The organism is Nonomuraea sediminis (genome assembly GCF_018531495.1).
GTDB lineage: Bacteria > Actinomycetota > Actinomycetes > Streptosporangiales > Streptosporangiaceae > Nonomuraea > Nonomuraea sediminis.
Window position 1 is genome coordinate 331,348 of record NZ_JAHDTI010000005.1, and the last position, 20,357, is coordinate 351,704.

The following is a 20,357-nucleotide window of genomic DNA, read 5'->3' on the forward strand; positions in this document are numbered from 1 at the left end:
TGGGCGAGTGAGCGAATTGCCGGTAATCGACATCGCGCCCCTCACGACCGCCGACCCTGGGCGGGTGCCCGACGAGATCGAGGCCGCCTGCCGCGACAGCGGGTTCTTCTACGTGTCCGGGCACGGCGTCCCGCCGGAGCTCGTCGAACGCCTCGACACGGCCGCCCGGCGCTTCTTCGCCCTGCCCGAGGACGTCAAGAACGAGATCTCCATGGACCGCGGCGGGCGGGCCTGGCGCGGCTTCTTCCCCGTCGGCGGCGAGCTCACCTCCGGCAGGCCGGACCTGAAGGAGGGCCTCTACTTCGGCGCCGAGCTCCCGCCCTGCGACCTGCCGCTGCACGGCCCGAACCTCTTCCCCGAGCAGGTCCCCGCGCTGCGGGAGGCGGTGCTCGAATACCTGGACACCATGACGGGCGTCGCGCAGACCGTGATGTCGGGCATCGCGCTCAGCCTCGGCCTCGACAGGGACTACTTCCGCGACACCTGCACCGCCGACCCCACGATCCTGTTCCGGATCTTCCACTACCCGCCCTCGACACCCGACGCGGACTCCTGGGGCGTCGGCGAGCACACCGACTACGGCCTGCTCACGCTGCTCCTCCAGGACGACAACGCGGGCCTGCAGGTCCACACGCCCGGCGGCTGGGTCGAGGCCCCGCCGATCCCCGGCACGTTCGTCTGCAACATCGGCGACATGCTGGACAAGCTCACCGGCGGCGCCTACCGCTCGACGCCGCACCGCGTCCGCAACCTCAGCGGCCACGAGCGCCTCAGCTTCCCCTTCTTCTTCGACCCCGGCTGGGACAGCGAGGTACCCCCGCTGCCCTACACCCCCGGCACCCGCCCCCGCTGGGACGGCCAGGACCTGCGCGCCTTCACCGGCCCCTACGGCGCCTACCTGCTGAGCAAGGTGTCCAAGGTCTTCCCTGCCCTCAGCGACGACGTGCTCTGAACTCGGTAGGGCACCGAGGGTGACGGAGTCGGTATACCTGTCTCTGTGGAACTGGACAGGCTTGACCGTGACATCATCGGGGCGCTCGTCGAGGATGCGCGGACGACATATGCCGACATCGGCCATCAGGTGGGGCTGAGCGCGTCGGCCGTGAAGCGGCGCGTCGACCGGCTCAGGGAGGCCGGCGCGATCACGGGTTTCAGCGCCCGGGTGGCCCCGCAGGCGCTCGGCTGGACCACCGAGGCCTACGTCGAGCTGTTCTGCCAGGGCAAGACCAAACCCTCCGACATCGGGCTGGCCGTGGCCAAGTTTCCCGAGGTCGTCGGGGCCGCCACGATCACCGGCGAGGCGGACGCGCTGCTGCACATCCGGGCAACCGACGTGCGACATGTGGAGCGGGTCATCGAGCGTCTGGCGGCCGAATCGTTCGTGGTCAGGACCAAAAGCGTGATCGTCCTGTCTCGCCTGGTCGACGAGGTGATCCCGGTGCGCAACGGATCGCATGTGCAGGGCTGAGATTCGCAACAGACCCGCGCGAACACGCAATGTCGCGGTCTTGGCCTGCATATTCATGCATTCTTAGGCTGTCTCCGTCCCTCAACGACCCCCGTATGACGGAGCCCTGCATGCCCAAACACTTCCTCATGTGCCGCCCGGAGCACTTCACGGTCGAGTACGCCATCAATCCGTGGATGGACCCCGAGGCCGGTGCCGATCGCGAGGTCGCGATCCGGCAGTGGGAGGTGCTGAAGTCGGCCTACGAGAGCCTCGGTCACAAGGTCAGCCTGATCGACCCGATCGAGGGCCTGCCCGACATGGTCTTCGCCGCCAACGGCGCGCTGGTCGTCGGCGGCCGCGTGTACGGCGCGCGGTTCGCCTTCCCCGAGCGCGCCGCCGAGGGCCCCGCCTACCTGCGCTGGTTCACCGACCGCGGCTACCAGGCCCAGGCCGCCGAGCACGTCAACGAGGGCGAGGGCGACTTCCTGACCCTGGACGAGTTCGTGCTGGCGGGCACCGGGTTCCGGACGGACCTGGTCGCCCACAACGAGGCGCAGGAGTACCTCGGACGGCCGGTAATCTCAATGCGGCTGGTCGACCCGCGTTTCTACCACCTCGACACTGCGCTGTTCCCGCTTGACGGGCACAACGTCGCCTACTACCCGGGAGCCTTCTCCGAGGGCAGCCGCCGGGTGCTCGAGTCGCTGTTCCCGGACGCCGTGATCGCGAGCGAGGCGGACGCGGCCGTGCTGGGGCTGAACGCGGTCAGCGACGGGCGCAACGTCGTCATCAACGCCGAGGCCACCGAGCTCCAGCTGGAGCTCAAGCGCCGAGGCTACGACGTGATCCCCGTCGACCTGTCGGAGCTGCGTAAAGCGGGCGGCGGGCCGAAGTGCTGCACACTGGAGATCAGGGGGGAAATCTAAATGACTACCAGCTCAGAGCTGATCGAGATCAGCGAGCGCCGAAGCGCGCACAACTACCACCCGCTTCCCGTGGTGATCCACGAGGCTCACGGCGCCTGGGTCACGGACGTCGAGGGCAAGCGCTACCTGGACTTCCTGTCCGGATACTCGAGCCTGAACTTCGGCCACGGCAACCCGAAGATCATCGAGGCGGCCCAGGAGCAGCTCAGGAACCTGACGCTGACCAGCCGCGCTTTCTACCACGACCAGTTCGCGCAGTTCTGCGCCGGGCTCGGCGACCTGACGGGCAAGGACATGATCCTGCCCATGAACACCGGCGCCGAGGCCGTCGAGACCGCGATCAAGGTGTCCCGCAAGTGGGGCTACCAGGTCAAGGGCGTGGCACCGGAGCAGGCCAACATCATCGTGATGGAGGACAACTTCCACGGCCGCACCACCACGATCATCAGCTTCTCCACCGACCCCGACGCGCACGACGAGTTCGGCCCCTACACGCCCGGCTTCAAGATCGTGAAGTACGGCTCCGCCGAGGCGATCCGCGAGGCCATCGACGCCAACACGGTCGCGGTCCTGGTCGAGCCCATCCAGGGCGAGGCAGGCGTGCTGGTGCCGCCGGACGGCTACCTGACCCAGGTGCGCGAGCTGTGCACCGAGAACAACGTCCTCATGATCGCCGACGAGATCCAGTCGGGCCTCGGCAGGACCGGCAAGACCTTCGCCGTCGAGCACGAGGGCGTCGTCCCCGACATCTACATCCTGGGCAAGGCCCTCGGCGGCGGCGTCGTGCCGGTGTCGGCCATCGCCGCGAACGAGGACGTGCTCGGTGTCATCAAGCCGGGCCAGCACGGCTCGACGTTCGGCGGCAACCCGCTGGCCTGCGCGGTCGCCAACGCCGTGATCGAGATCCTCAACACCGGCGAGTTCCAGGCCAGGGCCACCCACCTCGGCGAGATCATGCACGCCAAGCTGCGCGAGCTCATCGGCCACGGCGTCGTGGCGGTGCGCGGGCGCGGCCTGTGGGCGGGCGTCGACATCGACCCGTCGGTGGCCACCGGCCGCGAGGTGTCCAAGCGCCTGATGGAGCGCGGGGTGCTGGCCAAGGACACGCACGGCTCGACGATCAGGCTCGCGCCGCCGATCGTCATCTCCGAGGAGGACCTGCTGTCGGCCCTCGACCAGCTGGCCGAGGTCATCGCCTCGATGCGCTAGCGGTTCTCCACACATGAGTACGGCTCCCGCCGCGGCGGGAGCCGTACTCATGTACGACACCGGCGGTCGCTAGCTCGGCGAGTCCGTGGGGGACTCGCTCTTGGGGGCATCGGCCGTCGTGGTGGGATCGCCGAGCGGATCGTCACTCGTCGGGGGCTCCGTCGCGGACGTGGGCTTCGCCTCGAGGGTCGCCGACGCCGTCGACTCATCCAGGGGACTCGACGATTCGGTCGGAAGGGCCGAGTCGGACGGCGTCGGGATCGGGGTGGGCGCCACGGCGTCCCGCGCGTCGCAGCTGTTGTCCGCCTGCAGCCCCTCCACCTGCGGCAGCTGGTCCACCACCGTGATTGACAGCTGCGCGGTCAGCGCCATCACGCTGCCGACCGGCGCCTTGGCCAGGCCCGCGTCCACGACCGTGGCCCGCTCGCCCATGAGCAGGTGGCTTTCGGGGTCGAAGATGATCTGCTCGAGCTGCCCGCGGAGCACCCGGCCGAGCGCCACGCCCTTGCGGCCGGCCGAGTCCTCCACCCCGTCGGCCTCCTGCACGCCGGGGATCGTCTTGAGCGCCTCGAAGTAGGCCTCACGCTGCGCCTGGGGCATGTAGGTCTCGTTGAGCAGTTCGGTGGCGCTCCCCCAGGCCAGATCGTCGGCCGAGACGCCCTTGTTCTTCGCGTCGACGTGCTGGTAGAAGCGGGCGCGCAGCTGCGCGGGGTCGGTGGGCAGGGTGCTGAGGTAGGCGTAGTCGCGCCGCTGGTCGCCCAAGCGCTGCGGGCAGGCCGCGAGGGTGCTCCACCAGGGCTTGTCGTCCTTGCCCTCCGCCAGCGCGTCCTTGGGCAGCTGCTCCCCCGGCCACGGCTTGGCGGGCAGCCCCTGGATCATGAGCAGGCCGTTCTTGCTGCCGTCCACCGACTGCCAGATCTTGCGGTGCGTCCGGTAGAGCCAGTGGCTGGAAGCCCCGTTCTTCCCCATCGACTCCGAGGTGTACATGGTGTCCGACTCGACCAGGATGTACTGGCCGGGCTGCGGATTCAGGTCACCGGGGAGGCCGGACGGCACCACCGAGGCCACGGCCGCCGGTGAGGCCACCCCGCCTTCCTGCCGGCCCGACAGTGCCACGGCCACGCCCCCGACCAGGGTGACGGTCACCCCGAAGGCGGCCGCCGCCTGCCAGCCCAGACGCGGAAAGCGGAAGGTTCGGCCGCGCCCCCCGCGCGCCTCCTCGAGCAGCCGGTCGCGCGCCCTGTCACGAGCCTGGCTCGGGTACGGCGGGGCCGCGGGACGGCCATGGGCGAAGATCTGGATCTCGTCATCCATGCTGGGGCTCCTCTGCTGCGAAGGGGTCGATGCCGCCGAGGGCCCTGCGCGCTTTGACGCGGAGCCGGTGCAGCCGGGACCGGACGGTGCCGACGGGGACGCCGAGGGCCACCGCCGCGTCCTCGTAGGTGAGGTCGGCCCAGGCGACCAGGAGCAGCAGGTCGCGCTCGGCCGCGCTGAGCCGGCCGAGTGCCTTGGCCAGCCGCGGCTGCAACTGCTCGGCCGTGACGCGGTCGGCGCTGCGGTCGTCGAACCCGCCCGGCCGCTCGGGGCTCACCTTCGCCATGGCCTGGGTGCGCCGGCGCTCGGCTCTGCGGTGCTGCGCGATGACCTTCGTGGCTATGCCGTACAGCCAGGGCCTGGCGTCGGGCCAGGCGCGGTCGTAGCGCGAGCGCGCGCGGAAGGCGACGAGGAACACCTCGCCCGTCACGTCGTCGGCGAGCTCGGGGCCGAGTCGCCTGGCGGCGTAACGGAAGATCTCATCGGCGTGCCGGTCGAACAGCGCGGCGAAGCTCTCGGGCTCGTCCAGCGACTGCCCGATGAGCACCGAGTCGTCCAGCGTCTCTGATAGCACCTGCCGGTCCTCTCTCATGCGGTCACCCTGTTCTTGACCGCACGCCGGAACCCGGTTCCCACCAATTAGAGCCGCGCGGACCCGAGCGGCCGCAGCCGGTCGCCGGTGGAGCTGTGCCAGGTCACCTCGTCGGGGAGCGTGAGCGTGGCCAGCGCGTTCTGGAACCAGGGCCCGTCGGTGAGCCGCCACCGGATGGGCGGCCTGGGCAGGCCGGCGGCCCTGGCCAGCAGGCCGCCGATGGCGGCGGCCAGAGCGACCTGACTGACCACGTTGACCAGGCGCAGCACGAGGCTGAGCGGGTTGCGGATCGGCGAGCAGACGGCCTGCCGGATGTTGCGCGATCTGGCCAGGTAGGAGAAGTGCACGTCGCCGGACAGGATCACCACCGGCCTGCCGGTCTTGATCAGCAGCCTGGCCAGGTCGTCGAACGAGCGGCGGAAGGCCGCCCAGTGCTCCAGGTCGATGGCCTGGCGGAACCTCTCCGACCAGCGCGCCACGAGCCTGCCCCAGGCCCCGTCGCACAGCGCCTCGTTCCAGTTCTGGAGGTGGTGCACGCCCTCCGGCAGCAGGAACGGGATCGACGAGCCGATCACCAGCCGCTCGGCGGGGGCGGTGACCTGCTCGCGCAGCCAGTCCCACTCCCCCGGGTCGAGCATGCGCCGGTCGCCGGGGGTGAGCTGCCTGGAGCACCGGGTGTCGATCATGATCAGCCGGGTGCCGCCGAGGTCGCGGGCGTAGCTCCACCGGGTGCTCGCGGGCTCGGCGTCGGCCCGGTCGGCGAACTCGTCGAGCGCGGCAGAGTCGCCCTCGCGGAGCCTGGCCAGCAGCGGGTCGGCCGCCCGCTCGGCCGGGGACAGGTTGCCCACGTGCTGGTAGATCCAGTACGCCCCGAGCCCCGACACCACCCGGCGGTGCCACCACGGGGTCGCGGCCATCTGCTCGCGCCAGGTCTTGGAGGTGTTCCAGTCGTCGCGCACGTCGTGGTCGTCGAAGATCATCGCGGTCGACACCGTGGACAGCAGCCACCGGATGTCGGGCTCGCTCCAGGCGCGCCGGTAGAGCTCGGCGTACTCCTCGAAGTCCGCGATCTCGCCGGTGGGCTCGGTGGAGCGGCGTGCCCGGATGAACTCCAGCATGTCGGCTGAGGGGTTGTCGGCGTAGACCTGGTCGCCGAGCATGATCAGCAGGTCGGGCCGCTCGTCCAGTTCCTTCAGCCGCCGGGCGAAGCTGCGCAGCACGTCCTCGCCGTGGGTGCGGACGTGGGAGGGGTCGTTCGGGACGCTGGTGCGGCAGGAGCCGAACATGATCCGCTCGGGCCCGCCGGGCGGCAGGAGCCGGATCCGGCTGGGCGGCGCGCCGTCCAGCGGCCAGACCTGCTCGCCGTCCAGCAGCACCCGGTAGGAGTCGACGTCACCGTCCAGCTCGGTGAGGTCGACGAGCGCGTAGTGGTGCCCGTGCACCGTGAAGGTCCGGTCGTCGTAGGCCCGGCCGCCCGCCTCCACGGTCACGGTGCCGGGCATGGCCGTCTCCACCCAGATGGACGCGCTGGTGGAGTCCACGTAGCGGAGCATCGGCCCGACCAAAAGCGCCTGCATCGCACCCCCGATGTGACAGATCGGCACACTACAGATCTCCAGCCTGCCAGAGTGGTGCGTTCCCAGCACGCCGATGAGCGGCTTGGATTTATGGACAACAGGATCTCCTCGGCAACGCTTTAGGATGATCCAGAAAAGAACGCCCAATTGGGTTAGGCAATGGCGCCTCTCCCGCCTTTTGGGCGTCCATAACAGGAGGAATCTCTCCCATGACCATCATGGTGCCGTCAACGGCGACGGCTCCTGGGCGGCAAGCCCTCGATTCCGCACTCCACCAACTCGGCCAGGCGGCGGAACACCTCGGCCTCGACGACGGCCTGCGCACGATGCTCGCCACGCCCCGCCGGTCGCTGACCGTGTCGGTGCCCGTCCGCCGCGAGGACGGGCGGATGGACGTCGTCCAGGGCTTCCGCGTCCAGCACAACGTCTCGCGCGGCCCTGCCAAGGGCGGCATCCGCTTTCATCCCAGCACCGACATCCACGAGGTCACCGCGCTGGCGATGTGGATGACCTGGAAGTGCGCGCTGGTCGGCATCCCCTACGGCGGCGCCAAGGGCGGCGTGTCCGTGGACCCGACCGAGCTCACCACCCGCGAGCTCGAGCGGCTCACCCGCCGCTATGTCAACGAGATCCTGCCGCTGATCGGCCCCGAGAAGGACATCCCCGCCCCCGACGTCGGCACCGACGAGCAGACCATGGCCTGGATCATGGACACCTACAGCGTCAACACCGGCTACTCGGTGCCCGGCGTGGTGACCGGCAAGCCGATGACGCTCGGTGGCTCGCTGGGCAGGGCGGGCTCCACCTCGCGCGGCGTGCAGATCGCGGCGCTGGCCGCGCTCGGCCGCTCGCCCGAGGGGGCGCGCGTGGCGGTCCAGGGCTTCGGCAAGGTGGGCGCGCTGGCCGCACAGTACCTGGCCGACGCCGGCTGCCGCGTGGTCGCCGTGTCCGACATCTCCGGCGCGATCTACTCCGCGTCGGGCCTGGACGTCTCCGACGTGCGCGCCTGGGTGGCCGAGTCCGGCGGCGTGTACGGCTACCGCCACGCCGACGCCCTCTCCCACGACGAGCTGTTCGAGCTGGACGTGGACGTGCTGGTCCCGGCGGCGCTCGAGGGCGTGATCACCGCGGAGAACGCGCCGCGGATCAAGGCCCGCCTCATCGTCGAGGGCGCCAACGGCCCCACCACCCCCGAGGCCGACGAGATCCTGGCCGCCAACGGCACCGTGATCGTGCCCGACATCCTGGCCAACGCCGGCGGGGTGATCGTGTCGTATCTGGAGTGGGTGCAGAACATGCAGGCCTACTCCTGGAGCGCCGCCGAGGTCGAGATGAAGCTGCGCGACCTGATGGAGGGCGCCTACGGCGAGGTCAGGTCGCTGGCGACCGACCGCGCCCTGACCCTGCGCCAGGCCGCCCACGTGATCGGCGTCGGCCGCGTCGCCGAGGCGCACCAGATGCGCGGCCTCTACCCCTGATCGCTACTTAAGTAGCCCCCCTGGCCCGTCCATGGTCCGATGCCGGACCGTGGGCGGGCCTGCGATCGTTGGGCGCATGAGACAGATCATCGGTGTGTTCGTCGCCATCCAGGGCCTGCTCGGCTTCGTCGGAGGCACGTTCTCCGACGGCCCGTGGGGGCTGCTCCACCGCTGGGTCGACATCCCCTCCTGGGCGTACCTCGGACTCGTCCTGGCGGGGGCCGTCCTGGTGATCTGGGGCGAGCACGCCAAGGACAACGCCTAGCGCCGGCGCGGCTTGAGCACGAAGTACAGCAGGCCGGCCAGCACCAGCGCCACGACGACGCCGATGTTGGCCTTGCCGAACGTCCCGTGCTTCATCGCGTCGCTCATCAGGAAACCGACCACCTTGGCGATGTTCGGGTCGGTCGAGGTGATCAGCCCGAGGCCCACGAACGAGGCCACGACCAGCGAGATCAGTCCCGCCCAGTTGACGGCGGGAGCCCCGGCCCGCAGCAGGCGCTCGTCGTAGAAGCGGCCGCCGTCGCGCTGGCGCCACATGTCGACCAGGAAGATCGCCACCCAGGCGGCCATCGCCACCCCGATGATCGCCAGGAAGGCCTGGAAGGTGCCGAAGAAGCTGTCGGAGACGAACAGCAGGTAGTACCCGCCGAGCACCATGAGCACCCCGTCGACCAGCACCGCGTAGTGCCGGCGGATCGGCACGCCGAGCGCCAGCATGGACAGCCCCGACGAGTAGATGTCCATGATCGCCCCGGCCAGGAACCCGCCGATCGCCGTCAGCAGGTACGGCAGCAGGAACCAGGTCGGCAACGCACCGGCCAGCGCGCCCACCGGGTCGATCGACGCCTCCCCCGCCAGCTTCGGATCGCCCCCGGCCAGCAACACGCCGAACACCAGCAGCACCATCGGCGGCAGCGCCCCGCCCAGCGTCGTCCACAGCGCCACGGAGCCCGGCTTGGAGTCGGCGGGCAGGTAGCGGGAGTAGTCCGCACCGCAGTTCACCCAGCCGAGCCCGAGCAGCGTCATCGCGAAGATGATCCCGCCCACCCAGGCCCCGGCGCCGCCCGTGCTCGACAGGCTGGTGCCCAGCTTCGGCGCCATCAGCACCATGTAGACGACGGTCAGCACCACGAACGCGTACGTCAGGTACCGCTGCACCACCATGATCATCGCGTGCCCGAACACCCCGACCGCGATCACGACCAGCGCCGCCACCGCGAAGCACGCCGCGGTCGCCACCGTCGGGTTCAGCCCCGGCGCCAGCCGCCCCAGGATCGCCGCCCCGCCCTGCGCCGACAGCGTGACCAGCACGGTCTCCCACCCGACGTTCGAGACATAGGACAGTACGGCCGGCAGCTTGTTGCCCTGGTAGCCGAACGCCGCCCTGCCCAGCGTCATCGTGGGCACGCCCGACCGGGTGCCTGCCACGGCCACCAGCCCGACCAGCCCGAACGACAGCAGGTAGCCCACCGCCCCGGTGATGATGGCGGGGAACACGCCCAGCCCGAGACCCACGATGTACACGCCGAAGGCGACCCCGAACAGCGACAGGTTGGAGCCCGCCCACGGCCAGAACAGGTCTCTCGGCCTGCCGTGCCGCTCCTCGAGGGTGACCGCGTTGATGCCGTTCTGCTCCACGGCCATGGTGTCCATGATCGGACGGTACACCCAGGGGGTTACCCGAATCATCACCGGATGGGCGATGTGTTCCCTTCGTCGCGAGCGGAAGGTGAGGGCATGAAACTCAGCCTGAACCTCACCGATTTCTCCTACCCTCCGGGCACCCTCGCCCAGCGGCTGACCAAGGTCGTCGAGGCGGCCGACGAGGCGGGGATCGACACCGTCTGGGTCGGCGACCACCTGATCATGGTGGCGCCCGGCGGCTCGATCGACGACCCGATGCTGGAGGCCTACACCACGCTCGGCTACCTGGCGGCCCGCACGCGGCAGGTCCGGCTGGGCTGGAGGTCCTCACCCGGCACTGCGAAGCCGTCGGCCGCCCCTACGACGCCGTCGAGAAGACGGTCAGCGCCCGCCTCGAGGATTCCGCCGACGCCCTCGCGCACAAGCTGGACGACTTCCACGACCTGGGCATCGACCACACGATCCTCATCACCGAGGGCCCCTGGACCCCCGACCGCATCGCCTCCCTCGCCCTGCTCACCAAGTCCTGACCTGCCGACGCTCGTCCTCGGCTCGCTGGGGTCGGTAACCCGCATGCCACGGCTGGATGGCGTCGTTACGGCGGGCCAGCGTCATCGACTCGCCGCGAGCGCCGCGCGCGGGCCCTCGGCCGGAGTACGGCGGGCGGACGGTGGGGCGGCTTGCCGTACGGAACAGATCACGCGTACGGGGCGGTGATGACCTCCATGTTGTGGCCGTTCGGGTCGTCGAAGTAGACGCCGCGGCCGCCGAAGAGGTGGTTGATCTCGCCGGGCTTGGTGTGGCCCGGGTCGGCCCAGTAGCGCAGGTCGCGCTCGCGGATGCGCTCGAAGATCTCGTCGAACTCCTGCTCGGTGACGATGAAGCAGTAGTGGATCGGCTGGAAGCCGTCCGACTCCATGTAGTCGAGCGTCACCCCGTTGCTGGTCTCGAGCGGGGTGAACGGCCCCCAGTCCTTGCCCACTTCGAGCCCGAGGATCTCGCCGAGGAACTCGGCCGAGGCGCGCTTGTCGCGGGACGGCACGATCGTGTGGTTCAGGTCGACAGCCATGTCTCCACGGTATGTCCGGCGGTGTAGACACGGTAGGTGGCCAGGACGTTGAGCCGGTGCAGGTCACGGCAGAGCGCGAGCATGCCCTGCTGGGCCCGCTCTCCGTAGCCGGACAGCGCGGCGGCCAGGCGGGGGTCGAGGCCCTGCTCCCACGGGTCGGTGGTGACGACCTCCTCGAGCGGCTTGCCCGCCTCGACGGCCGCCGCGACCTCCTCGTGCAGGCGCTCCAGGTAGCCGACGAGGGCGTCGATGGCGGCGTGGCCGTCGCCCATCGAGCCGTGGCCGGGAACGATCGTGTCCAGGTCGGGCAGCGTCCGCCGCATCGCGCGCAGCGAGTCCAGGTACGGCAGCGGGCCGCCCTGCAGCAGCATGTGCGCGGTGCCGGCGTGGCACACGAAGTTGCCCGTCCAGGCGGTACGCGTGTCGGGGACGTAGACGACCGTGTCGCCCGGGCCGTTGCCGGGACCGAAGTGCCACAGCTGGACCTGCCTGCCGCCCAGGTCAAGCTCGGCGTAGGAGTCGAAGACCAGGTCGGGCGTGCGCCAGGTGGTGATCCGGTCGAACATGGCCTCGTCGCCGTACATGTTGCCCGCCCTGACCTGCTTCTCGTAGGCGAGGTCGGCCATGTTCTCCTTGTTGGCGCGCGAGGTGACGATCACCACGTCGTCGGGGAACTGGGCGTTTCCGAAGGTGTGGTCGCCGTGGTAGGTCGTGTTGGCCAGGTAGCGCACGGGGCTGGTGGTCAGCTCGCCGGCCAGCTTCTGGAGCTCGCGGGAGACCTCCGGCGTGATGCCCGCGTCGACCACCAGCGCGGCGCGGCTGCCGGCGATGAGCCCGTTGTTGTCCTTGGGCGGGATGTTGGCCATCAGCGCGTAGACGCCGTCGGCGAAGGCGTGCGGCAGGTGGCGCAGGCCGGTGGGTGACAGGTTCGGACCGCCGTATCCGTCGGGACGCTCGGCGATCTCGCGGTCGGGAATGTGTGACATCGGCATGCCTGTAAAAATAATCGAACGATCGCTTATTTATCAGGCCCATGATTGAATGGCCTCGTGAGCACGACGATCGGGCGCCGGCCAGGCCGCCCGCCCAAGGCGGAGGCCGGGGACACCAAGACGGCCCTGGTGGACGCCGCACTGAGGCTGTTCGCCCAGCGCGGCTACGCGGGGACCTCCATCAGGGCCATCGCCCGCGAGGTCGGCCTGAGCGAGAGCGTCCTGTACGCCCACTTCGACGGCAAGCAGGCGATCTACGAGGCCGCCATGGAACTGGCCGGACCCCAGGTGGCGACGGTCGCGATCTCCTCGACGCCCGCGGATCCGGCGGAGTTCGTCGAGTCGTTCGCCGCCCAGGTGCTGGAAGCGTGGGACACGCCCCGGGCCCGCCAGGTCATGAGCCTGGTGGCCCGTGACGGCCTCATCCACGACCCCATGCTCGCCGCCGGCATCGAGCAGGCCCTCCGCCACCTCGCCGAGGTCTTCGCCTCCTGGGACCTCGACCCGTCGCTCGGCTCATCCGACGACCTGGCCTACGCCCTCCTGGCGCCGATCGCCCATGCCCGCCTCCTGTGGCTCCACGACAGCGCCACCCCCGAACAACGCGAAACCGCCCGCCACCGCATCACCCACCACGCCGCCCACTTCGCCCAAACCCTCATCCGCTGAGCGGTGTGGCGGGGGCTATCAGTAGCTCCAGGACGCCTCCGTGAACGACTTCAGCGCGGTCTCGTCCACGGTGATGCCCAGGCCGGGCCGGTCGGGCACGGTAATGCGGTCGACCGCGTACCATGACCCGGCATCGCCGATGTCGGCGGCGGTCAGCAGGGGGCCGCCCATCTCGGCGTTGCGGATGTTGGCGAGCGCGATGGCCAGGTGGAGCCCGGCGGCGGAGGCGATCGACGACTCGACCATCGTGCCGACCATGGCGCCGATCCCGGCCGCCTCGGCGATCGCGTTGAGCTTCACCCCGGGCAGCAGCCCGCCGCACTTCATGAGCTTGATGTTGACCATGTCCGCGGCTCGCAGCCCGGCGATCCGAAGCAGGTCCCTGGCGGTGTGGCAGCCCTCGTCCACCATGATCGTCGCCCCGGTGGCGTGCCGTACGTCTGCCAGACCCTCCAGGTCCCACGCGGCCACCGGCTGCTCGAAGTAGAGCGCGCGGTACGGCTCGCAGGCGCGGATCGCGGCGATGGCCCGACCCGCGCTCTGCCAGCCCTGGTTGACGTCGACCTTGATGCCCGTCTCCGGACCGACCGCTTCGCGCACGGCCGCGACCCGGCGGGCGTCGAGCAGCGGATCAGAGCCGACTTTGATCTTGACGGTGCGGAACCCTGCAGCCACGTGGGCGGCGGCGTCCTCGGCCATCTGCCCGGGCTCCCGCATGGACACCACCCGCGAGATGGCCAGATGGTCCTTGGTGCGGCCGCCGAGCAGCGCCCACACCGGCAGCCCGGCGATCCGGGCGGTGAGGTCGTGCAGCGCGATGTCGAAGGCGGCCTTGGCGGTGGGCACGCCGGTGACCCTGGCGTCCATCTCCCGGTGCGCGGACTCCAGATCCCTCGCGTCGTGGCCGATGAAGACCGGCGCAAGATCACGCACCGTGGCGGTCGTCGAGGCGTAGCTCTCGCCCGTGACGAAGGCATCCGGGGTCGCCTCCCCCCAGCCTTGCGCCCCTTCGGCCGTGCGCACCCGGACAAGCACCGTCGGGACGTCGGGAAACGTCCCGTAGGAGATGACAAACGGCTCCCGGAGCGGCAGGCGGACGGCGAAGACGTCGACGGCCGAAATGCGGTATGTCACGGCCTATGCCTCCAAATATCTCGTTATTGTTACATACAGTAATGTTTCATTCATTACATCTTGGCATGATCGGGCGAAAAATGTAACGTCTGCTCAACCTCTTCTGAAAGGTTCGTCCATGCTCGCCAAGAAGGCCCAGATAGTCACCTTCGCCGCCGTGGCGCTGCTGGCCGCGGCCTGCAGCACCGCCACCCCCGCGCCCGCGGCGGCCCCCAAGACGACGCAGATCGCCGGAACCGAGGTCAAGGCCGACCCCGCGCTCACCGCGTTACTGCCCGAGAAGATCAAGACCGCGGGCAAGGTCCGGGTGGCCGTCGACCCGCCGTACCCGCCGTTCATGATGTTCGTGACCGAGGGCGGTAGCGAGATGACCGGCCTCGACTACGACCTCGGCCAGGCCATCGCGGCGCGGCTCGGCACCACCTTCGAGTGGGGCAAGCAGGCATGGGACGGCATCATCCCCGCGGTCCAGGCCGGCAAGTTCGACATCATCTTGTCGACGATGACCGACAACAGGGAGCGCCAGAAGGTGCTCAGCTTCGTGGACTACTCCAAGTCGGGCACTGGCGTCCTGATCGCCAAGGGCAACCCGGAGGGCATCAAGACCTTCACCGACTTGTGCGGGAAGAAGATCTCGGTGGAGGCGGCCACCAACCAGGTCAAGGCCGTGGAGAAGCGGCAGCACCTGTGCACCGAGGCGGGCAAGCAGCCGGTCGTCCTGGAGAAGTACAAGAAGGACGCCGACGGGCAGCTCGCGCTCAAGTCCGGCAAGGTCAGCGGCCACCTGATGACCAAGCCCGCCGCGATCTACCTGGCCTCGACCGCCGACGGGGGCAACGCCTTCGAGGTCGTCGACGACGCGGCCGAGCTGGGCGGCTACGACGCCTCGCCGAACGGCATCGCCGTACTGAAGGACGACCAGACGCTCGTCACGGCCATCCAGAAGGCCCTGCAGTCCCTGATGGACGACGGCACCTACGCCAAGATCCTCGCAAAGTACGGCGCGGCCTCCATCGCCATCGACAAGGCCACGGTCAATGCCGCCATCGACTGACGTCAGGATCCGGCCGGTACGTCACCACGGCAGGCTGGTCGCGGCGGCGCTCGCCGCGTTCTTCCTGGCCGGCCTGCTGTGGTCGCTGGCCCGCAACCCCAACATCCACTGGGCCGTCGTCGGCAAGTACCTGCTCAAGGACCTCACCCTGCAGGGCGTCGGCGTCACCGTCTACCTGGCGGCCATCTCGATGGTCATCGGCCTGGCAGGGGGCGTCGTGGTGGCCGTCATGCGGCTGTCGCGCAACCCGGTGCTGTCCAGTCTGGCCTGGCTGTTCATCTGGATCTTCCGTGGCACCCCGGTGCTCGTGCAGATCATCTTCTGGGGGTTCCTCGGCGCCTTCTACAAGCAGATCTCGATCGGCATCCCGTTCACCGACCTCACCTTCTGGTCGGCCGACACCAACTCCCTGGTCACCCCCATGGTCGCGGCGCTGCTCGCGCTGGGGCTGAATGAGATGGCCTACTCGGCGGAGATCATCCGGGCCGGGATCCTCTCGGTCGACGAGGGCCAGTACGAGGCCGCGCACTCGCTCGGCATGACGCCGGGGCAGACGCTGCGCCGGATCATCCTGCCGCAGGCGATGCGGATGATCATCCCGCCGATGGGCAGCGAGACGATCATGATGCTGAAGACCACCGCGCTGGTCTCGGTCATCGCCGGCTCCGACCTGCTGACGAACCTCCAGCAGGTCTACGCCCAGAACTTCGAGGTCATCCCGCTGCTGATCGTCGCGAGCATCTGGTATCTCGCCATGACCTCGCTGTTGTCGATCCCGCAGTACTACCTGGAACGCCGTTACGGAAAGGGCAGGTCGCGGACGTGAACCACCCGCTCGTCATGGCCGAGGGCGTGCGCAAGAGCTTCGGCAAGCTGGAGGTGCTCAAGGGCATCAGCCTGACGGTCGAGCGCGGCCAGGTCATGTGCCTGCTCGGGCCCAGCGGTTCCGGCAAGAGCACGTTCCTGCGCTGCATCAACCACCTGGAGAAGATCGACGCCGGCCGGCTGGCCGTGGACGGCGAGTTCGTCGGCTACGCCACGCACCGCGACGGCCTGCGCGAGCTGCGGGAGCGCGAGATCGCCAGGAAACGCGCCGACATCGGCATGGTCTTCCAGCGTTTCAACCTGTTCCCGCACCTCACCGTCCTGGAGAACGTGATCGAGGCCCCTGTGCGCGTACGGCGTGAACCGAAGGACCAGGCCATCGCGGTCGCCCGCGAGCTCCTGGACCGCGTCGGCGTCGGCGACAAGGCGGCCGGCTATCCGGCCATGCTGTCCGGCGGACAGCAGCAGCGGGTGGCCATCGCCCGCGCCCTGGCCATGCGGCCCAAGCTGATGCTGTTCGACGAGCCGACCTCGGCGCTCGACCCCGAACTCGTCGGCGAGGTCCTCGACGTCATGCGCGACCTGGCGGCCGACGGCATGACGATGATCGTCGTCACGCACGAGATCGGGTTCGCGCGCGAGGTCGCCGACGTGGCCGTCTTCATGGACGGCGGCGTCGTGGTCGAGTCCGGCGACCCGCGCCAGGTCCTCACCGATCCGGCCCAGGAGCGCACCCGGGCGTTCCTGTCCAAGGTCCTGTGATGCTCGAACGCTTTCTGAGCGACCTGGAACACCTGGTCAACATCGACTCGGGCTCGTGGAACGCCGCCGGGGTCAACCGGGTCGGCGACTTCGCCGCCGCGCGGCTCGTCGAGCTCGGTTTCGCCGTGGAACGCGTTGCCGTGCCGCCTGTGGACGGGGTGCCGCTCGGCGACGTCGTGGTCGGCCGGCGGCCGGGGCAGGGGCCCCGGATTCTGCTGCTGGCTCACCTGGACACCGTTTTCGACGACGGTACGGCAGCGGCCAGGCCGTTCACCGTACGCGATGGCATCGCCCACGGGCCCGGGGTATGCGACGACAAGGCGGGGCTGGCCGCCGGGCTCGCCGCGGTCGACGCGCTGGACGCGGACGCCGACCTCGTCTTCTGCTGCACTCCGGACGAGGAACTCGGCGCGCCAGGCAGCCACCCCGTCCTCGCGGAACTGGCCGCCGAGGCCGACTACGCGCTCTGCCTGGAATGCGCACGTGAGGACGGGTCGCTGGTCAAGGCACGCAAGGGCGGCGCCGACGTCCGGGTGACCATCACCGGACGGGCCGCGCACGCGGGCATCGAACCCGAGCGCGGTGCCAACGCGGCACTCGCGGCCGCCCACCTCGTCATCGCCCTCCAGTCACTCAACGACCCGGCCGCGGGGACCACGGTCAACGTCGGCGTCGTACGGGCCGGGTCGCGGCCCAACGTCGTCTGCCCCGAGGCCGTCCTCGAGGTCGACGTGCGCGCGGTCACGACCGACCGGCTCACCCGCGTCCTGGACGACATCGACGCCCTCGTCGCGACCACCCACGTCGAGGGCACCAGCGCGACCGGACACCGGCACGGCGTTTGCCCGCCCATGGAACCCAGCGAGGACCTGGCCGCGGTGGCCGTCGGCCTGGCCGCCGCGCGGGGGCTCGACGTCGCCGCCGTCGCGACCGCGGGGATCGCCGACGCCAACCTCGTCTCCGCTCTCGGCGTGCCCACGCTCGACGGGCTCGGGCCGGTCGGGGGCGCCGACCACAGCCCCGCCGAATGGCTCGACCTGGCCAGCGTCACCCCCCGCGTCACCCTGCTCGCGGAACTCATCACCCATCTGGCGACAAAGGAACTCCCATGAAAAGAGCACTGGCGTTACTGGTCGGGGCCTTCGTGCTGCTGGCCGCCCCCGCTCCGGTGACCGCCGCTGTGGCGGCCCCCAAGCGGATCACCGCGACGCCCGGCACTCTCGTCCTCATCGGCGGGGCCAACAGCGACCCGGACATCTTCGCCGAGGTCGTACGGCTCGCCGGCGGCGCGAACGCGAAGATCGGCGTGCTGAGCACGTCGTCGGCCATACCGAACTCCTCGGCCAAGGACGCCATCAAGGACCTCAAGGCCGCGGGCGCGGCCGATGCCGTGTGGATCCCGGTCACCGAGAAGAAGACGGGCAGCGGCGACGACCCGGCCAACGTGGCACTGGCGCAGGGCATGACCGGGTTCTACTTCACCGGCGGCGACCAGATCCGCTACGTCAACGTCATGATCCACTCCGACGGCACAGACGGCGCGGTCCTGGCGGCCATCCGGGCCAAGTTCCAGGCCGGAGCCCCGCTCGCGGGCACCAGCGCCGGCATGCAGATCATGTCGGGCCCCGACATGATCACAGGTGGTGACAGCTACCGCGGCATCCGCGACGGCGCGGTGGTCGGCTGGTACCCGACCGACGAGCAGCTCGGCTACCTGCCCGCCGGCGGCTTCGGCTTCGTCACCTCCGGGCTGGTGGACACGCACTTCGGCGCGCGCTCCCGGCACGGACGCTCGATCAGGCTCGCCGCCGACACCGGCCACGACCGCGTCTACGGCGTCGACGAGAACACCGCGCTGGAGATCTCCGGCACCGGCCAGATGACGGTCATCGGCCAGAACGGCGTCAGCGTCCTGGACCTGGCGCCCGCGACCGTCGGCACCGTCGGCGGGCGCTGGTCGATCAGCGGTGTGCGCTGGGATTACCTGAAGGCCGGCGATGCCTACAACCCGGCGACCCGCACGGTCATCCCCGGTCACGCCCCGGTCGCGCCGGCCGACAAGGCCGCCGCCGCGCCCTCGGCCGACATCTTCGGCGCGGGCGCGCTCGTCGCCTCCGCCGTCGACCTGGCCGGATCCGGACGCAGCACGAGCACCACCGGCGACTCGGCGGAGACCGGCCCGCAGTTCACCGTCGAGTTGTCGAAGCTTTCCGGCTTCGTCAACTACGGCGGCTCGTTCACCGGACTGGCGTTCGCCGTCCACGTCAAGTAGGGATGATCTGGGTATCGCCCAGCCCGGGCGGTACCCACCTTGCGCAGGGGGAGCAAACAACCATGGCAGTCGCCGACCAGATCAGGGAACGGATGGGCGAATGCGGCCCCGCCGAGCGCCGGGTAGCCAGGGCCCTGCTCGCCCGCTACCCGGCGGCAGGGCTCGAAACCGTCGCCCAACTGGCCAAGGCCGCCGAGGTGTCGGCGCCCACGGTCATCAGGTTCGTCCAGCGGCTCGGCTTCCGCGGCCACCCCGAGTTCCAGAAGGTGCTGCTGGAGGAGATCGAAACCCCGGCCTCCTCGCCCCTTCCCCTCTACGACACCACGGGCCTGGCGGGAACCCAGCCCACCACCCACGCCCTGATCGACCGCAGCGCGGAGATCTTCGGCGCCGGGATCAGGGACAGCCTGGCCGCGCTGCCGCCGGACGACCTCCAGCGCGCCATCGACCTGGTCGCTGACCCGCGCCGCCGCGTCCTGCTGACCGGTGGCCGGATGTCGGGCATGCTCGCCCGCTACCTCGCCACCCATCTGGCGCAGTTCCGCGACGAGATCCTGCCCATCCCCGAACCGCTGCTGGAGCGCTCGGCCACGCTCGCCTCGCTGTCCAGACGCGACACCGTGGTCGTCTTCGACTTCCAGCGCTACGACCCGCCGCTGCTCGACCTGGGCCGCTACGCGCGCGGGCGCGGGGCCAAGCTCGTGCTGTTCACTGACGCCCGGCTCTCCCCCGTGGCGACCATGGCCGACAGCGTGCTGCCGAGCTCGCAGTACGAATCGCTCGTCCCCGCCCTGGCAATCGTCGAGACCATGATCGCCGGAGTCCTCGCGGCCCTCGGCGAGGCCGCGCGCCAGCATGTCCTCGACTGCGACACCGCTGCCCACGAGACGGGGCTGTACTGATCAGCCCTTGGGATCGATCCTCTAGTCGAGGGACTGGACGAGGGATTCCAGGGCGCGCATGAGTTGTTCGGTGCGCTCGGTGCCGAAGGCCTGTTCGATGTGGCGGTGGTGGTCGGCGATGGCGCCTTCGACGCGGGCCAGCAGGTCGTGCCCGCGGTCGGAGACGAAGACCGCCACCCGCCGACGGTCGCCGCCCGAGGGCCCGCGGTAGACCAGGGCCCGGTCGATCAACCGGTCGACCGCCTTGGTCAGCGTCGGGTGCGGCATCAGCACGGCCGCCGCCAGCTCACCCATCGAGTGCCCACGCCCGTCGGCCAGCGCGCGCAGGATCCGCCACTGCTCCACGGTCACGTCCTCGCCCGCCAGCGCCGCCGCCAGCCCCCTGTTGACGCTCCGCTCGGCCCGGCTGAGCAGGTACGCCAGCGAGGATCCGAGCCCGGTCACGGTCATGAGCCCTCCTTCGCCGGTCCCATGTCGATGACCTC

22 protein-coding genes are annotated in these 20,357 nt (G+C 70.0%); 14 read left to right on the forward strand and 8 right to left on the reverse strand.

What is annotated here, in order from left to right:
* Positions 1–7 precede the first annotated feature (7 nt).
* From KIK09_RS26120 to rocD, 4 genes are all read left to right on the forward strand, one after another.
* Complete coding sequence (locus KIK09_RS26120) at positions 8–952, forward strand: isopenicillin N synthase family dioxygenase (protein ID WP_214321975.1); 945 nt, start codon at positions 8–10, stop codon at positions 950–952.
* A gap of 45 nt (positions 953–997) precedes the next feature.
* Positions 998–1,468 (forward strand): Lrp/AsnC family transcriptional regulator, encoded by a 471-nt coding sequence (locus KIK09_RS26125; RefSeq protein ID WP_214321976.1) that lies wholly within the window; start codon positions 998–1,000, stop codon positions 1,466–1,468.
* Between the two features lie 110 nt (positions 1,469–1,578).
* Entirely contained in the window at positions 1,579–2,376 is a 798-nt protein-coding gene (gene ddaH, locus KIK09_RS26130; protein ID WP_214321977.1) for a dimethylargininase, read from the forward strand.
* The gene (gene rocD / locus KIK09_RS26135; protein WP_214321978.1) at positions 2,377–3,585 is read left to right on the forward strand and encodes an ornithine--oxo-acid transaminase; all 1,209 of its coding nucleotides are present in this window, start codon (positions 2,377–2,379) and stop codon (positions 3,583–3,585) included. It begins immediately after the preceding gene.
* Between the two features lie 69 nt (positions 3,586–3,654).
* Here the strand turns inward: rocD and KIK09_RS26140 are convergent, their stop codons facing one another.
* Genes KIK09_RS26140 through KIK09_RS26150 form a run of 3 tightly spaced genes read right to left on the reverse strand, consistent with a single transcriptional unit; the run spans position 3,655 to position 7,068 of the window.
* A complete protein-coding gene (locus KIK09_RS26140) occupies positions 3,655–4,899 on the reverse strand; it encodes a CU044_5270 family protein (RefSeq protein ID WP_214321979.1) in 1,245 nt (414 codons plus the stop codon).
* Positions 4,892–5,491 (reverse strand): RNA polymerase sigma factor, encoded by a 600-nt coding sequence (locus tag KIK09_RS26145; protein WP_214321980.1) that lies wholly within the window; start codon positions 5,489–5,491, stop codon positions 4,892–4,894. Before KIK09_RS26145 ends, KIK09_RS26140 begins: the two co-directional genes overlap by 8 nt.
* 47 nt (positions 5,492–5,538) lie before the next feature.
* Positions 5,539–7,068: an alkaline phosphatase D family protein gene (locus KIK09_RS26150; protein ID WP_214321981.1), complete on the reverse strand. Its 1,530-nt coding sequence runs from the start codon at positions 7,066–7,068 to the stop codon at positions 5,539–5,541.
* Positions 7,069–7,277: 209 nt separating this feature from the next.
* Between KIK09_RS26150 and KIK09_RS26155 the strand changes: the two genes are divergently transcribed.
* A complete protein-coding gene (locus KIK09_RS26155; protein WP_214321982.1) occupies positions 7,278–8,546 on the forward strand; it encodes a Glu/Leu/Phe/Val family dehydrogenase in 1,269 nt (422 codons plus the stop codon).
* Between the two features lie 76 nt (positions 8,547–8,622).
* Positions 8,623–8,811, forward strand: a complete 189-nt coding sequence (locus KIK09_RS26160) for a hypothetical protein (protein ID WP_214321983.1) — start codon at positions 8,623–8,625, stop codon at positions 8,809–8,811.
* On the opposite strand, the gene KIK09_RS26165 is transcribed toward KIK09_RS26160, so the two are convergent.
* Positions 8,808–10,202 carry a purine-cytosine permease family protein gene (locus KIK09_RS26165; protein WP_214321984.1) on the reverse strand — a complete coding sequence of 465 codons (1,395 nt, stop codon included), beginning with the start codon at positions 10,200–10,202 and terminating at the stop codon, positions 8,808–8,810. The genes KIK09_RS26160 and KIK09_RS26165 overlap by 4 nt on opposite strands.
* Before the next feature lie 84 nt (positions 10,203–10,286).
* On the opposite strand from KIK09_RS26165, the gene KIK09_RS26170 reads away from it, so the two are divergent.
* On the forward strand, positions 10,287–10,910 hold the full coding sequence (locus tag KIK09_RS26170; protein WP_214321985.1) for an LLM class flavin-dependent oxidoreductase: 624 nt from the start codon (positions 10,287–10,289) through the stop codon (positions 10,908–10,910).
* On the opposite strand, the gene KIK09_RS26175 is transcribed toward KIK09_RS26170, so the two are convergent.
* Positions 10,891–11,262, reverse strand: coding sequence for a VOC family protein (locus tag KIK09_RS26175; protein ID WP_214321986.1), 372 nt, complete (start codon positions 11,260–11,262; stop codon positions 10,891–10,893). The two genes, KIK09_RS26170 and KIK09_RS26175, sit on opposite strands and share 20 nt — an antisense overlap.
* Complete coding sequence (locus KIK09_RS26180; protein WP_214321987.1) at positions 11,247–12,254, reverse strand: MBL fold metallo-hydrolase; 1,008 nt, start codon at positions 12,252–12,254, stop codon at positions 11,247–11,249. Before KIK09_RS26180 ends, KIK09_RS26175 begins: the two co-directional genes overlap by 16 nt.
* A 57-nt stretch (positions 12,255–12,311) precedes the next feature.
* On the opposite strand from KIK09_RS26180, the gene KIK09_RS26185 reads away from it, so the two are divergent.
* Entirely contained in the window at positions 12,312–12,923 is a 612-nt protein-coding gene (locus KIK09_RS26185) for a TetR/AcrR family transcriptional regulator (protein ID WP_214321988.1), read from the forward strand.
* Positions 12,924–12,941: 18 nt separating this feature from the next.
* Here KIK09_RS26185 and KIK09_RS60135 read toward each other — a convergent pair whose 3' ends face one another.
* Complete coding sequence (locus tag KIK09_RS60135; protein ID WP_214321989.1) at positions 12,942–14,057, reverse strand: mandelate racemase/muconate lactonizing enzyme family protein; 1,116 nt, start codon at positions 14,055–14,057, stop codon at positions 12,942–12,944.
* 118 nt (positions 14,058–14,175) lie between these two features.
* Between KIK09_RS60135 and KIK09_RS26195 the strand changes: the two genes are divergently transcribed.
* The 6 genes from KIK09_RS26195 to KIK09_RS26220 all read left to right on the forward strand — a co-directional run bounded on the left by KIK09_RS26195 (position 14,176) and on the right by KIK09_RS26220 (position 19,872).
* On the forward strand, positions 14,176–15,111 hold the full coding sequence (locus tag KIK09_RS26195) for an ABC transporter substrate-binding protein (RefSeq protein WP_214321990.1): 936 nt from the start codon (positions 14,176–14,178) through the stop codon (positions 15,109–15,111).
* Complete coding sequence (locus tag KIK09_RS26200; protein ID WP_214321991.1) at positions 15,095–15,937, forward strand: amino acid ABC transporter permease; 843 nt, start codon at positions 15,095–15,097, stop codon at positions 15,935–15,937. The genes KIK09_RS26195 and KIK09_RS26200 overlap by 17 nt, the downstream gene beginning before the upstream one ends.
* 14 nt (positions 15,938–15,951) lie before the next feature.
* Entirely contained in the window at positions 15,952–16,698 is a 747-nt protein-coding gene (locus tag KIK09_RS26205) for an amino acid ABC transporter ATP-binding protein (RefSeq protein WP_214322170.1), read from the forward strand.
* Positions 16,698–17,810 (forward strand): M20/M25/M40 family metallo-hydrolase, encoded by a 1,113-nt coding sequence (locus KIK09_RS26210; protein WP_214321992.1) that lies wholly within the window; start codon positions 16,698–16,700, stop codon positions 17,808–17,810. Before KIK09_RS26205 ends, KIK09_RS26210 begins: the two co-directional genes overlap by 1 nt.
* Positions 17,807–18,970 (forward strand): cyanophycinase, encoded by a 1,164-nt coding sequence (locus KIK09_RS26215; RefSeq protein WP_214321993.1) that lies wholly within the window; start codon positions 17,807–17,809, stop codon positions 18,968–18,970. Before KIK09_RS26210 ends, KIK09_RS26215 begins: the two co-directional genes overlap by 4 nt.
* Positions 18,971–19,032: 62 nt before the next feature.
* Complete coding sequence (locus KIK09_RS26220; RefSeq protein ID WP_214321994.1) at positions 19,033–19,872, forward strand: MurR/RpiR family transcriptional regulator; 840 nt, start codon at positions 19,033–19,035, stop codon at positions 19,870–19,872.
* 21 nt (positions 19,873–19,893) lie between these two features.
* Here KIK09_RS26220 and KIK09_RS26225 read toward each other — a convergent pair whose 3' ends face one another.
* Entirely contained in the window at positions 19,894–20,322 is a 429-nt protein-coding gene (locus KIK09_RS26225; RefSeq protein WP_214321995.1) for a MarR family winged helix-turn-helix transcriptional regulator, read from the reverse strand.
* Between the last annotated feature and the right edge of the window lie 35 nt (positions 20,323–20,357).

What these genes read in the sequence shown, in the direction of transcription:
- ddaH (WP_214321977.1), top strand. Translation starts at nt 1,579, where the DNA reads ATGCCCAAACACTTCCTCATGTGCCGCCCGGAGCACTTCACGGTCGAG.
- rocD (WP_214321978.1), top strand. Translation starts at nt 2,377, where the DNA reads ATGACTACCAGCTCAGAGCTGATCGAGATCAGCGAGCGCCGAAGCGCG.
- KIK09_RS26140 (WP_214321979.1), bottom strand. Translation starts at nt 4,899, where the DNA reads ATGGATGACGAGATCCAGATCTTCGCCCATGGCCGTCCCGCGGCCCCG.
- KIK09_RS26145 (WP_214321980.1), bottom strand. Translation starts at nt 5,491, where the DNA reads ATGAGAGAGGACCGGCAGGTGCTATCAGAGACGCTGGACGACTCGGTG.
- KIK09_RS26150 (WP_214321981.1), bottom strand. Translation starts at nt 7,068, where the DNA reads ATGCAGGCGCTTTTGGTCGGGCCGATGCTCCGCTACGTGGACTCCACC.
- KIK09_RS26155 (WP_214321982.1), top strand. Translation starts at nt 7,278, where the DNA reads ATGACCATCATGGTGCCGTCAACGGCGACGGCTCCTGGGCGGCAAGCC.
- KIK09_RS26160 (WP_214321983.1), top strand. Translation starts at nt 8,623, where the DNA reads ATGAGACAGATCATCGGTGTGTTCGTCGCCATCCAGGGCCTGCTCGGC.
- KIK09_RS26165 (WP_214321984.1), bottom strand. Translation starts at nt 10,202, where the DNA reads ATGGACACCATGGCCGTGGAGCAGAACGGCATCAACGCGGTCACCCTC.
- KIK09_RS26170 (WP_214321985.1), top strand. Translation starts at nt 10,287, where the DNA reads ATGAAACTCAGCCTGAACCTCACCGATTTCTCCTACCCTCCGGGCACC.
- KIK09_RS26175 (WP_214321986.1), bottom strand. Translation starts at nt 11,262, where the DNA reads ATGGCTGTCGACCTGAACCACACGATCGTGCCGTCCCGCGACAAGCGC.
- KIK09_RS26180 (WP_214321987.1), bottom strand. Translation starts at nt 12,254, where the DNA reads ATGCCGATGTCACACATTCCCGACCGCGAGATCGCCGAGCGTCCCGAC.
- KIK09_RS26195 (WP_214321990.1), top strand. Translation starts at nt 14,176, where the DNA reads ATGCTCGCCAAGAAGGCCCAGATAGTCACCTTCGCCGCCGTGGCGCTG.
- KIK09_RS26200 (WP_214321991.1), top strand. Translation starts at nt 15,095, where the DNA reads ATGCCGCCATCGACTGACGTCAGGATCCGGCCGGTACGTCACCACGGC.
- KIK09_RS26205 (WP_214322170.1), top strand. Translation starts at nt 15,952, where the DNA reads ATGGCCGAGGGCGTGCGCAAGAGCTTCGGCAAGCTGGAGGTGCTCAAG.
- KIK09_RS26210 (WP_214321992.1), top strand. Translation starts at nt 16,698, where the DNA reads ATGCTCGAACGCTTTCTGAGCGACCTGGAACACCTGGTCAACATCGAC.
- KIK09_RS26215 (WP_214321993.1), top strand. Translation starts at nt 17,807, where the DNA reads ATGAAAAGAGCACTGGCGTTACTGGTCGGGGCCTTCGTGCTGCTGGCC.
- KIK09_RS26220 (WP_214321994.1), top strand. Translation starts at nt 19,033, where the DNA reads ATGGCAGTCGCCGACCAGATCAGGGAACGGATGGGCGAATGCGGCCCC.
- KIK09_RS26225 (WP_214321995.1), bottom strand. Translation starts at nt 20,322, where the DNA reads ATGACCGTGACCGGGCTCGGATCCTCGCTGGCGTACCTGCTCAGCCGG.